The sequence below is a fragment of the Vibrio sp. 10N.247.311.14 genome (assembly GCF_041467715.1).
GTDB lineage: Bacteria > Pseudomonadota > Gammaproteobacteria > Enterobacterales > Vibrionaceae > Vibrio > Vibrio crassostreae_C.
Genome location: NZ_JBFSVE010000001.1, coordinates 158823 through 172648 on the forward strand (window position 1 = coordinate 158823; position 13826 = coordinate 172648).

General features: G+C 46.0%; 8 protein-coding genes. 6 read left to right on the forward strand and 2 right to left on the reverse strand.

What is annotated here, in order from left to right; translation table 11 throughout:
- The first annotated feature begins 3 nt into the window (after positions 1 to 3).
- The 6 genes from AB6F11_RS00770 (at position 4) to AB6F11_RS00795 (ending at position 9642) form a co-directional block, all read left to right on the forward strand.
- A complete protein-coding gene (locus AB6F11_RS00770; protein WP_102393205.1) occupies positions 4 to 456 on the forward strand; it encodes a beta-galactosidase subunit beta in 453 nt (150 codons plus the stop codon).
- A gap of 141 nt (positions 457 to 597) precedes the next feature.
- Positions 598 to 2022, forward strand: a complete 1425-nt coding sequence (locus AB6F11_RS00775) for an amino acid permease (protein ID WP_048605567.1) — start codon at positions 598 to 600, stop codon at positions 2020 to 2022.
- Positions 2023 to 2595: 573 nt separating this feature from the next.
- A complete protein-coding gene (locus AB6F11_RS00780; protein ID WP_050633944.1) occupies positions 2596 to 4029 on the forward strand; it encodes an amino acid permease in 1434 nt (477 codons plus the stop codon).
- Between the two features lie 406 nt (positions 4030 to 4435).
- Positions 4436 to 5500 (forward strand): protein YgjJ, encoded by a 1065-nt coding sequence (gene ygjJ / locus AB6F11_RS00785; protein ID WP_048605573.1) that lies wholly within the window; start codon positions 4436 to 4438, stop codon positions 5498 to 5500.
- A gap of 15 nt (positions 5501 to 5515) precedes the next feature.
- Positions 5516 to 7909, forward strand: a complete 2394-nt coding sequence (ygjK, locus tag AB6F11_RS00790; protein ID WP_102393204.1) for an alpha-glucosidase — start codon at positions 5516 to 5518, stop codon at positions 7907 to 7909.
- A 392-nt stretch (positions 7910 to 8301) separates the two neighbouring features.
- Complete coding sequence (locus tag AB6F11_RS00795) at positions 8302 to 9642, forward strand: MATE family efflux transporter (protein ID WP_102393203.1); 1341 nt, start codon at positions 8302 to 8304, stop codon at positions 9640 to 9642.
- A 93-nt stretch (positions 9643 to 9735) separates the two neighbouring features.
- Here AB6F11_RS00795 and AB6F11_RS00800 read toward each other — a convergent pair whose 3' ends face one another.
- A complete protein-coding gene (locus AB6F11_RS00800; protein WP_102393202.1) occupies positions 9736 to 11430 on the reverse strand; it encodes a solute:sodium symporter family transporter in 1695 nt (564 codons plus the stop codon).
- A gap of 102 nt (positions 11431 to 11532) precedes the next feature.
- Positions 11533 to 13635, reverse strand: coding sequence for an alpha-galactosidase (locus AB6F11_RS00805; protein WP_102393201.1), 2103 nt, complete (start codon positions 13633 to 13635; stop codon positions 11533 to 11535).
- Positions 13636 to 13826: the final 191 nt, after the last annotated feature.

Consider the following 13826-nt stretch of genomic DNA (forward strand, 5'->3'; position numbering starts at 1 on the left):
GCGATGATCGTTTTAGACAACCTAGAGCAATTTAAAGTCGTTTACCGCGACGGTCGTAAATGGCAACGCTGTGTAGAGGCGATTGAAAACATCGGCAACATCAAAGATGGCGTGATGTATTCCATTGGTGACTCACTGGCTTACATGATTGAAGACGGTGTGGCTCGTAACACAGAAAACTTCACCGGCAACCGTCGTTATTTCGATGTGCACTACTACCTAGAAGGTCGTGAAACGGTTGAATTCGCAGCGAAATCAGAGCTAGAACAAATCCAAGATTACAGCGATGAAACCGACCGTGAACACCTACTGGGTAACGGTGAAACTCGTGAGTTAACTGAGGGCAAAGTGGCGATCTTTGATAACAGCAAAGCTTACCGCTTCCACGGTGATAACCGAGTTCGCAAGGTGGTGCTGAAAGTGACCATTGAAGACGGTTACTTCCTTAATAAGTAAGCTATAACCCTATTAACTCACAGCGCGTTTGAGCCTTGCCGTTCAAGGCTCAAATAGACTGAACAAAACCTCTGTGCTTCTTCCCTACAAAGAAGCATAGGGAAATAACGACTATAATTATGTGATTCCCTGGAGGACACTATGTCTGAATCTGTACGCGGTAAGTTAGGCAAATTTGCCCTACTATCCATGACATTTGCAGCGGTATTTAACGTTCGCAACATTGTAAACAACAACATCGAATTGGGATTGAGTTCTGCTCCTATCTTTTTGCTTGCGACCCTTATTTACTTCATTCCGTTCGTATTCATTATTGCTGAATTCGTATCAGCAAATAAAAATTCTGAGTCAGGCATGTATGACTGGCTTAAAAAACCACTAGGCTCAAAAGCAGCCTACCTAGGTTCGTTCCTATACTGGTTCGTAAACCTTTTCTGGTTTGTATCCCTGCTACCAAACGTAATCGCCTATGCGTCTTACGCGATGTTGGGCTATGAATACGCCTTCTCGCCAGTCGTCACATCGGCTATCTCGATTGCTCTATTTGCGGCAGCAACTCACATCTCAACTAAAGGCGCGAGCTGGCTAGGTAAGATTGCCGAGATCGTGGCATACGGTGTATTTGCTCTATTTGCAATCTACGTTATCGGTGCACTAATGGCACTGGGTGGCAACCATGAACCAGTAGAACCAATCACGCTTGAAGCAATGACACCGACCATCAACTGGGCAACGCTAGGTATCATGTGTTGGATCTTCCAAGCAGCCGGTGGTGCTGAAACCGCAGCCGCTTACCTAAACGATGTTAAGGGCGGTCACAAGTCTTTCATCAAGGTTATCATTGGTGCAGGTATCGCAATCGGCGCAATGTACGCCGTTGGCTCTCTACTTGTTAACGTATTCGTTGCTCGTGATGAACTGACCTACGCTGGCGGCATGGTTGAAATCTTCACAGGTATGGCGAACTACTTCGATATTTCACAATCTCTAACGGGTCGCTTCGTCGGTATTATCCTATTCGTTGCTATGTTCGGTTCGATGATGATGTGGACAGCAGCTCCAGTAAAAATTCACTTCTCTGAAATTCCTAAAGGTGTTTACGGCGAGAAAACAACAGAGCTTAACGAACACGGCGTGCCAGTACGTGCAGCTTGGTGGCAGTTCGCGTTTGTATTCGTGATGCTTGTGGTGAACGGCTTCGGTTCTGAATCAGTACAAGACATGATGAACACAGCAATCAACCTAACCGCTGGTACAGCAATGCTTCCGCCTATCTTCATCATGGTGGCGTACTTTGTATTCCGCTTGAAGCATGACGATACACCGCGTGATTTCCGCATGGGTACTCGAGTGCAAGGTATGGCTGTTGTATCGGTACTTATCGGCATCTTCGTTGTGAGCATGACGGCATCTGCATTCCCAACAGGTGTTGACCTAGTTCAAGCCTTCTTTATCAACGTATTCATGACAGCCGTATTCTCTGGTCTTGCTTGGTGGTGGATCTCTCGCTTTGAAAAAAAGCAGGCAGGTAAAGACGCAAAGCTAGAAACAGCTAAGCAATCGTAGCACTCTGCCTTACCCCCAACTTTAAAAGCGCCCACCAAGGCGCTTTTTTTGTTTTAAATCAGATAATTAAACGGAAAGCCAAAAAATAAAAACGGCATTCCGTCAAGGTTTCACTTCACGAAAAACACCAATTAATAGGTAATAAAACTCGAATAAAAACCAAGGTAAAATGTTAACTAAATTTATTTACTCAAGGTCACATATTTGATCAATTTCGATTAACTTCCCGCCGCTTAATCTTTAATCTTCTTGCTGAAGAGACAAACTGATTCATATAAAAAAAGCGACAAAAAGCCCCTACAAGCCTTATAAATCGTCGCTCATGAAACCAGCAACCTCTTCAATGAACTTCTTAATCTTTAACTCTTTGTTTTGGTAATAACTTTACTGAAACACCAGAGAAAAAAAGCTCAAAGAAGTCCGATCGTAAATCTATAAAAACAACAATGAGCCAACCCTGACAAAACAAAGCGGGTGTTTGCCAAACCAACATAACAATAAAAGTGCGGCCTAGAGCTTCCCTCTCTAGGACCAAGTTATAACGATCATCAACGTGATTCACCGGAGAACATCATGTCCGAAAATAAACGCAGTACGATAGGCAAATTTGCCCTACTGTCTATGACCTTCGCGGCGGTATACAGCTTCAATAACATCATTAATAACAACATCGAGATCGGCCTTTCCTCGGCTCCGATGTTCTTTCTAGCAACCATCTTTTACTTTGTGCCATTTTGTTTGATCGTCGCAGAGTTTGTGTCACTGAATAAAGACTCTGAAGCGGGTGTTTACTCTTGGGTTAAAAGCTCTCTAGGCGGCCGCTGGGCGTTTATTTCAGCTTACACCTACTGGTTTGTTAACCTGTTCTTCTTCACCTCTCTGCTGCCTAGAATCATCGCTTATGCGTCGTATGCGTTCTTAGGTTTCGAGTACATATTCACACCAATGACCACCGCGATTCTGAGTACCATTTTGTTTGCGGTCGCGACTCATATCTCGAATAACGGTGCGAAATTACTGGGCCCTATCACCTCACTAACATCATCACTGATGCTGCTGCTAACGATGTCTTACATCTTGTTATCTGGCGGTGCTTTGGTGGGCGGTATCGAGCCAGCAGACCCAATCACCATCGAAGCCATGACACCAAGCTTCAACTGGGCATTCCTTGGCGTAATCACTTGGATCTTCATGGCGGCAGGCGGTGCAGAATCGGTCGCGGTTTACGTTAACGACATCAAAGGCGGTCACAAGTCTTTCGTTAAGGTAATCATTATCGCGGGTATCTTCATCGGCGCGCTTTACTCGGTAGGATCTGTGTTGGCGAACGTGTTTGTTTCGCGTGAAGAACTTAAATTCACAGGCGGCTCTGTTCAGGTATTTGAAGGGCTAGCAAGACACTTTGGCCTGTCTGAAATCTTGATGAACCGTTTCGTTGGTGTGGTTTCATTCACGGCGATGCTGGGCTCTCTGCTGATGTGGACGGCAACACCCGTTAAGATTTTCTTCTCTGAAATCCCTAAAGGCATCTTCGGCGAGAAAACTGTCGCGCTTAACAAACAAGGCGTTCCAGAGCGCGCGGCATGGATTCAGTTCTTCATCGTGATTCCACTGATGTTCATCCCAACGTTGGCGTCTGACACAGTGCAAGACTTGATGAGTACCATCATCAACATGACTGCAGCAGCTTCTATGCTACCGCCACTGTTCATCATGATTGCTTACCTTCACCTACGCGTGAAACTGGATCACCTTCCTCGTGATTTCCGCATGGGTTCTCGTACGGTCGGTATTACTGCAGTATCGATTCTTATCGCTATCTTTACGGTTGGCTTCTTTGCTTCTACCTTCCCAACAGGTGCTGACATCATGACCATCATCTTCTACAACGTGGGTGGTATTGTGATCTTCCTTGGCTACGCATGGTGGAAGTACGGTCAATACGAGAAAAGCTTATCTCCAGAAGAGAAAAAACTAGAAGCAAAGCCTGAACCAGCGAACGCTTAGCTTTACCCTACACTCTGATCGAAAACTTAAGGCACTCGCATTTGGTGAGTGCCTTTTTATTTGTTGGAACACTTCCACTCAACACCTAAATTTCACCAAAGCCTTCAAGAAAGAAGACATTCGAGTCAACAATCTAACCGCCTATAAAGCAATTCACCTCCCGAATACTTATAACCCTAGCCATACCTCTGCAAATTCAACTGAAAGTCAAAATAAAAACAAAGTAAATATTTACTAAAAATAGATCACACTTTTAAACTGAATTAATTTTAAACACCAAAATTATCATTAATATCGGTTTTGCGATCGTAAGTAACCTGACCAATACGCCTTGAAGAGCACCCCATATTAGAAGTCAGAACTGCTTGCGAACCTTCATTTACAACCCGACACAGAAGTGATTAAAATGAAAAGTAGTTTTACTAAAACCACTCTTATTACAAGCTGTATTCTTGCTGCCCTAAGTACCACTGCCCACGCGGAAGAGTCCGCAGCAAACCACAGTGATACTCAGCCTCCTAAAACAGAAACTGAAACCCTATTTAACTTTTATGGTGAGCTTGGCCTTGGTGGTCACGTGGCACTAGAAGGTGATGACAAAGGCCGTTATGCAGACGGTACTTACATCGAAGCAGGCTTGGCTATCGAGCACGGTAATTGGTTCGGTCTTGCTTACATGGAAGGCTGGACAGTGCAAGCCGACGACGAAGGCAATGCTTGGGCAACTGGCCACGGCTGGGGCGGCTTTGAAGGTGGTTTTAACCGCTTTTACGCTGGTTACCGCACCGACAACAAAACAGAATTCATGATTGGTCGTATGGACTCTTCACTGGATGACGTTCAATGGTGGGGTGACCCTACGGTTGAATACGGTTACGCGATCTCGAACACACGAGACGTACACCTTGGTGTGAAGATCCAAAACCTAGAAGGCAAGCTTCGCTACAGCGTTTCATTCGCGCCAGAATCTGACTTCTCTGAAGACGATGCTCTCATCCACTTCGGTAAATACGACAACTTCGCAGACCAATGGAAAGATAAGAACGCCATGGTCAACGGTTACCTCCAATACGATCTGACTGACGACTTAACCCTAATGGGTGGCGGTGAAGTTCGTAACAACGATGGCGGTGAACTATTGCTATTGGGTGCTGAATACAAAAACTTTGCGACTCGTATTTGGCACGACACAGATAAAGGCAACCAAGAATCATTTGGCAGCGAATCCGGTATTCAAACCAGTGCTTGGTACGAAGCGGCTCAGGGTGTTTACCTTTCAGCAGCCTACAACTACGCAAACTTTGATGGTGACAACGGCGACAAAGAGATCACCTCTTACATCAACGCGGGCGTTTGGTACGAATACGGAAACGGCACATTTGCGACTGCTTTCGATAGCCGCTTTGGCGTAGGCAGCGACACTGAAATCGGCGACGCTCAGGTGTTCGCAATGCAATACTTCTACTGGTAATAACAGGAATTGATCATGAAACTGAATAAATCATTCGCAGCTCTCGCTATCGGTGCAGCCCTTGTCGTTACTGGTTGTGCATCAAACTCCATCTCTGGCTCAAGTTCTGATGCAGAACAACTGCAAGCCAACGAATTTAAGAACGTTATCGACCGTACTGGCTCACCAGAATACATGCGTGACTACGACTTCGATGACCACCAACGCTTTAACCCATTCTTCGACCTAGGCGCATGGCACGGTCACCTGCTGCCAGACAGTGCAGAAGGCATGGGCGGGTTCCCAGGTACAGCACTGCTTACCGAAGAGTACATTAACTTCATGGCTGACAACTTTGACCGCCTAAGCGTGTACAAAGATGGCAAGAAAGTCGAATTCACGATGGAAGCTTACAGCCTGCCGGGCGCATTGATTCAGACGCTAAAATCTGACGATGTAACGGTAGAGATGACGCTGCGTTTTGCTTCTAACCGTACCTCTCTACTGGAGACTAAAATCACTACTGACTCGCCAGTTGAGTTAGTGTGGGACGGTGAACTGATTGAAAAAACACACGCGAAAGAAGGCGTCGCGCAAACCGATAAAACCATTGCCGAGACTTACCCTGATTACAATCGCCAAATCGTTGCAACCGACGACGGTCTAAAGGTCACTTTCGGTAAAGTGCGTTCAACGTGGGATCTGCTGACTTCAGGCGAGTCTGAGTACCAAGTTCATAAATCGATTCCAACCCAAACCAAGGTCGATGGCCTAACGTTTACTTCAACCGCAAGCATTGAAGAATCAACCACCATCTACACCACATACTCGCACGTATTAACGGCAGAAGAAGCAAAAGCGGAGCAGCCTGAGATCAAAAAGATCATGGCAAACCCTACTGATTTCTTAGCGGCATCTGAAGCGCGCTGGGAAGGTTACCTAGAGATGGGCTTAACCAACCCGAATGCGACGCCTGAGCAAGAGCGTGTTGCGGTAAAAGCGATGGAAACCCTAAACGGTAACTGGCGTGGCGCAGCCGGTGCGATGGAGTTTGACTCTGTAACACCTTCGGTAACGGCGCGTTGGTTCTCAGGCAACCAAACATGGCCATGGGATACATGGAAACAAGCTTACGCGATGGCGCACTTCAACCCAGACGTAGCGAAAGACAACATCCGCGCAATGTTTGCCTACCAAATTCAAGCTGACGATCCGGTTCGCCCTTGGGATGAAGGTTACGTGCCAGATCTATTGGCTTACAACCTAAGCCCAGAGCGCGGCGGCGACGGCGGTAACTGGAACGAACGTAATACCAAACCAAGCTTAGCGGCATGGGCAGTAATGGAAGTCTACAAGACCACCAGCGACGAAGCTTGGCTAGAAGAAATGTATCCAAAGCTAGTGGCATACCACGACTGGTGGCTACGCAACCGTGATAACAACGGCAACGGTGTTCCAGAATACGGCGCAGCACGCGACAAAGCACACAACACACCTGAAGGTGAAATGTACTTCACTGTAGTTCGTGGCGATAAGCACGAAACAGTCGTAGGCCAAGCAGCACTCGATAAAGTCGTGGCTGAAGGCAACTACGATTACATCGAGAGCCCGGCACAAACAGCCGCATCTTGGGAATCAGGCCGTGACGATGCAGCCGCATTTGGCTTCATTGATAAAGACCAGCTAGACGCGTATGTTGCAAACGGTGGTAAACGCAGCGATTGGGATGTTGAGTTCGCTCAAAACCGCGCTGAAGATGGCACACTGCTAGGCTACTCGCTACTGCAAGAATCGGTTGACCAAGCAAGCTACATGTACAGCGATAACAAGTACCTAGCAGAAATGGCTGACATTCTAGGTAAAGACGCAGAAGCGAAAGAGTTCCGTGAAAAAGCAGAGCACCTATCGAACTACATCAACACTTGTATGTTCGACGAAGGCACTAACTTCTTCTACGACATTCGTATTGAAGACAAACCATTAGCCAATGGCTGTGCAGGAAAACCGATTGTAGAACGTGGTAAAGGCCCTGAGGGTTGGTCACCACTGTTCAATGGCGCAGCAACGCAAGGTCACGCTGATGCGGTTGTCTCTGTGATGAAAGACACTGAAGAGTTCAATACCTACGTTCCACTAGGCACAGCAGCGCTTTCTAGCCCAGCATTCGGCCCAGATATTTACTGGCGTGGACGCGTTTGGGTAGACCAATTCTACTTCGGTCTAAAAGGCATGGACAGCTACGGCTACCGTGACGATGCGATTGAAATGGCAGGCGCGTTCTTTGACCACGCCGATGGGTTAGTTCAAGACGGTCCTATCCGTGAGAACTACAACCCATTGAACGGTGAACAGCAAGGCGCACCAAACTTCTCATGGAGTGCGGCTCACCTGTACATGCTTTACAACGATTTCTTTACTGACGCAGAGTAAATCAAACCTATACCTGTCTTCTGGAATTCAATGAAAACATAACCTCATAAATTTCAGGCTTTGGCACTCAGTATCTCGCTGAGTGCCTTTTTTACATTTGAAGCCAAATAATCGAACAAACAAGCTCTTAGACTATTTGGCCTACTATGATCCTTTTACTTAATTCGCTGTACTCCGCTAACACGGGCAACCTTTTACTCACAAAAAACAAAGGGTGCTCTTGCTATGAAATCCCACTCAAAAATTTCATCACTCTCACTGAAATATTGGGTTCTGAAGACTTATTCGAATTTTATTTATCCTTATTAGCCTTCCGGACATTAATTTGATAGTCGTTTACTAAATAATCGCTAAACTATAGTGTCGCCTACCCCTTTTTTGAGAAAACCTAAATGCCTAATGCTGATTCCACCCTAAATAAACGTATGGGAATCGTTGCGCTCACCTGGCCAATTTTTATCGAAGTTCTTTTAAGAACCGCACTCAACACCAGTGATGTATTCATGTTATCGGGATACTCGGACAAAGCCGTGTCTGCCGTTGGTGTTATTTCTCAGATATCGTTTTTCCTGATCATTGTCTCGACTATGGTCAGCAGTGGTACGGGTATTTTAATCGCGCAGTACAACGGTGCCTCCCGCACTCAAGAGAGCGCTCACGTGGGCGTAGCGAGCATCATTCTGGCCATTATTGCCGGTGTGCTACTGAGTGTTATTGCCGTTCTTGTTGCTGAATATTTTATCCCGCTTTATCAACTCGAACCTCAAGTCGAACAGTATGCGCAAGAATACCTGTTCATCAGTGGTGCTCTCACCTTCAATGTAACCATAGGTGTGGTTCTCACCACTATTTTGCGCAGTCATGGCTATTCAAAATCACCGATGGTGATCAACATGATTGCTGGCGTTATCAACGTATTCGGTAACTACTGCGCTTTATATCAACCTTTTGGTTTGCCTGTATACGGCGTGCAAGGGGTTGCGACCGCGACCGTCATTAGCCAAGTGATAGGGATGTTGATCTTGATTGGTGTGGTCAAAAGCAAAGGGATTTATCTACCAGTGAAGCAGTTTAAATCTGTGCCGAAAGCCATCTATCAAAAAATCATGAAGATCGGCTCGATGAACGCTGGAGAAGTGCTCTCTTATAACATGGCTCAGATCAGCATTACCTTCTTTGTCGTGCAGATGGGCACCTCTTCACTGGCTGCGTTTACTTACGCACAAAACATCGCTCGTCTCTCTTTTGCGTTTGCACTGGCAATTGGTCAAGGCAGCCAAATCCAAACAGGCTATTACATTGGTAAGGGTTGGATCGACGAGATCACCAAGCGCGTGCAACGCTACTTTGTGGTTGGCTTTATCGCGTCAACCGCGATTACCTGCATGGTTTATGTGTTCCGGTTCGAAATTCTCGATCTGTTCACGCAAGATCCAGAGATCATTGCGCTAACGGCGGCACTGATTGCAGGTTCCATCATTCTTGAAGCTGGCCGAGTATTTAACCTGATCTTTATCTCTTGTCTAAAGGCTGCTGGCGACATTAAATTCCCGATCAAAATGGGTATTCTCAGCATGTGGGGCATTGGGGTTGCCATGAGCTATTTGCTTGGCGTGCATTGGGGTTATGGCGTATTGGGGGCTTGGATGGCAATCGCGATGGACGAGTGGTTCCGTGGAATCATCATGGCCTATCGCTGGCGAGCTAAGAAATGGACTCGATTCTCTTTTTAGACTTTTTAGCCTTCCATTTATCTTCACAAGATCGAAAAACGCCGCTCCTATTTTCAAGGAGCGGCGTTTTCGTTTTTAATGAATCGAACTCACCTACGCGGTCGCAAGTGCTTTCTTACGCTTTGCTAAGCGTGCTGCAATACCAAACAGCATCACAATGCCGCACACACCGTAAACCTGCATGATGGTTGGATCATCAGAGACAAAGCCCACATCAGAGAACATCACGTAAGCACCTAATACCATGTAGAGAATGATAGCCGAAGCCTCGAAACGGAACTCCCAAGGTGTCACATCAATATTCTCATTGACTGGCATCACGTACTCAGACTCACGCGGCATAAAGTAACCAATAATGAACATCAACGCAGTACATACCACGAACAGAATCGCTAATTGATGCAGGAAGTGAATCGGTGTTTTAAACACTAACTGCATTGCTGCGTAAGAACTTACAAACACCACCAACGCCACTTTTGCCGCTATAGCTGGAACACGTTTAGATACATAGCCGACAAACACGATAGTGAAGATTGGCACACTGAAGAACCCCGCCACCATTTGTAGGTATTGGAAAAGGCCTTCTGGCGCATACATGATGAATGGTGCGATACATACCGAGATAATCGCAATCACGACACCAAAAATACGTCCTTTACCCACTAGCTCTTCATCGGTTTTACCTTGTCCAAATAGCGGCTTATACACGTTCAATGCAAACAGAGTCGTTGAGCTGTTCAACACACCATTAAAGGTACTCAAAATCGCACCAAACATCACCGCAACGAAGAAACCCACCAGCGGCTTAGGCAAAACTTCATTCACTAAACGGGTGTACATGGTATCTGGGTTACCCGCATCAGCACCAAACATGTGGAAAGCGATGATGCCTGGAATGATCAAGAACAGGGGAGAGATAACCTTAATCGCACCAGCAAGGATGACCCCTTTCTGTCCTTCTTTCAGGTTCTTAGCACCTAATGCGCGTTGAATGATGGATTGGTCAGTACCCCAGTAATACAAGTTCACCAAAAGCAGACCTGTGAACAATGTTGAGAACGGCAGTGGGTCGCTTTCTGTACCCACAGATTGAAGCTTCTCTGGCGCAGCATAAAGCAGAATATCTAAGCCAGCACCGAAACTCCCCTCGCCCAATACCATTAAACCAAATACAGGGATCATCATGCCGCCAACAATCAAGCCTACGCCATTAATGGTATCTGCAATCACAACCGCTTTCAGGCCACCATAAATTGCGTAAAAGAAGCCAAGTAGACCAATCGTCGCCGAAATAAGCGCGATTGAGCTAAACTCTGAAATATTAAGCAGGGCCTGAACATCGAAGATTTCACCCAAAACAACGGCGCCCGCGTAAAGTGTGGTAGGCAAAATGTTGATCACGTATTGGCACAAGAAAAGTAACGTCACAAACTTCTTCACCGACATGTCGTAGCGGCTCTCTAAGAAATCAGGAATAGTGGTGATGCCTTGCTTCAAATAACGAGGAACTAACATCAAAGCGATGATCACCAAAGTGACACCAGAGGCCACTTCCCAGCCCATGACACTCATATTGTGGGTATAAGCTTGTGCGCTCATGCCCACGAAACTGGTGGCGCTCAAGTTTGTTAAGATAAGTGAGCTGGCGATTAAGCCGCCGGTTAAGCTTCTTCCGCCAAGAAAGAAACCATCTTGTGAGGTGTTTTTATCATTTTTCACTTTGTTGTAGGTAAACGCGACTACAAACCCAGTAAATAACAAAAATGACAACAGAACGGTAATAGACATTTTGTTTTCCTTAAGTTGAGTTATTGCGGCAGCAATACCTCGCTGCCGATTATAATTTTTATATTTAGATTTTTATTTGTAGGGGTACTCAGAGTCAGAGATTCACATCTTTTTTAGATGCACAATCAAGGCAGACTCTGGGTCGAGAATAGGTAAGGTCAATCCAATCTCTTTGAGGTTATCGCCGCTTAAAGTCAGTGTTTTATCTAACCATTGAGGGCGTTGCTTCATGAGTTGGAAACTGGTTTGTGGCATCTCCACTAACTTCACTTGATACAGCGCACTGTCTTCCACGCAGCTAATACGAAGTGGTGATGGCAGAGCGTACTCAGGCATCGCCAACTGACACACGGTGATCAGCATTTCATCATCATTCTGCACCCCATAGATGTTCTGGTTTTTGTCCGCAGGATCCATGCGAAAGCTGCGCCCTGAGTGCAAAATATGGCGGAACTGCTTGTGCAGAGAGATGTAGTGAGAGAAAGCTTGTTTCTCTTGTTGCGACTCTTTAACCGGGTCAAGCTCAACACCCATATGCCCCATCAAAGCGGTGACACCACGCATATTGATACTGTGACGACGATTGGTTGAATGGCACTCAGCAGGGCCAATATGCGCCCCCATAACTTCTGGTGGGAAGAAGTAACTCATGCCTTTTTGAATAGCTTGGCGTTCCAATGCATCGTTACAATCGGATGCCCAGAATCGATGTGTTCTCTTGAGGATTTCAAAATCAATGCGACCACCGCCTGATGAACAAGATTCAATCTCGACTTTAGGGTGTGCTTGATTCAGTTGATCGACGAGACGATACAAGGCTTCAGTTTGACCATGCACCGCCGCCTTACCTTGGTGGCTCGGCTGAACTAATTCACGATTCATGTCCCACTTTAAGTAGCCGATATTGTACGTAGTCAGAAGCGTATCAAGGCGAGAGAACAAGTAGTCAAAGCACGCTTCATTCTGCAAGTCTAAAACATACTGCCAACGACCAGACGGTTGATGATAACCTTGCAAACCTAGGACCCAATCAGGATGGTTACGGTATAGGTTTGAGTCTTGGCTGACCATCTCAGGTTCAACCCACAACCCGAACTCCATCCCCTGTTGGTTAACGTGTTCAATCACAGGTTCTAAGCCATTTGGGTATTTCACTTCATCGAGATACCAATCGCCTAAGGCCGTTCGTTCGCCATCACGACCAATAAACCAACCATCATCAATAATGAATCGTTCAACACCCATTGCGCCGGCTTCGGTTGCCATCTGCATGATGTATTCCGGTTTATGGTCGAAGTAGATGCCCTCCCAAGTATTTAAGTGCACAGGGCGAGGTTTATCGGTAGGGAATTGAATAATGTTGTCACGAACAAACTGCTGAAAACGTTGAGCAATACCGTTCAAACCAGAGTTGCTGTAACAGCCATAGAGCCAAGGTGTCTGGTAAGTAGCCTCTGGTTCTAGAATCGATTCACCCGCTAACAATAACTCTCCCGCTTGTACAAAGCGGCGGCCATCACTGCGAACATCAGCACGCATTTGGTGGTTACCACTCCAACCTAAATGGAAGCCCCACACCAAACCATTCTGTTCTGAGAAACCTTGCGTTCCTGCAAACATGCCAGGGAAGTTTTCATGTGAAGTACGGCCGCGACGGTTCTCTTGCATGAAGCCACCATGCTCAAAACGCTGACGTTGCGTTTGGAACTCATGACACCAACGACCATGGAACGTCATCAATTCATTGGCGTGGTTTGGCAGCGGCAACGTTGATGACAGCTTATTTAAATAGTATTTACTGCCCCCTTTGTTGGTTACTGTGATGCGCTTTTGAACCACATCCGATTCGTAATCCAGTTTAATTTCAACCGTCAATTCAAGCTTAGACACGGTGTCTTCTAGAACAAAAGTGGCTTGCTGAACCTGAGCTTCCACGCGGACGGTATTAAAAACGGGTGCCCAATCAAAACCATCACGATGCCCTTCTATTCCCGGCGCATTAAAATGACCGCTACCCAATTCAGGACAAAGAGAAAGCGGTACATCGACATCAAGGCGTGCTTGAGAGATCGGTCTCTCGGTTGATAACAAAAGATCTTCATCAATACTGGCGATCTTTGCGCCCCAGTGAAGAACCTCTGGAGTACGGCCCGATTTGATGATCAAACTGTGGTTTTTACTTGTTAGATGAATAAATTCGCTCATAGCCAATCTCATATTGTTTTCGTAAACATAAACTAAAATTAATAGTGAACTTGAAGACTGAAATTAGTACTAAAACGGCTAAATAACGTGATCTAAAAACACTTATTCGTTGCTAAAATTTGCACAAGATCGACTGTTTCCGGAAACATATTTAATGTTTCAAATGACATTTTTTTGAAAGGGAGCAGAGT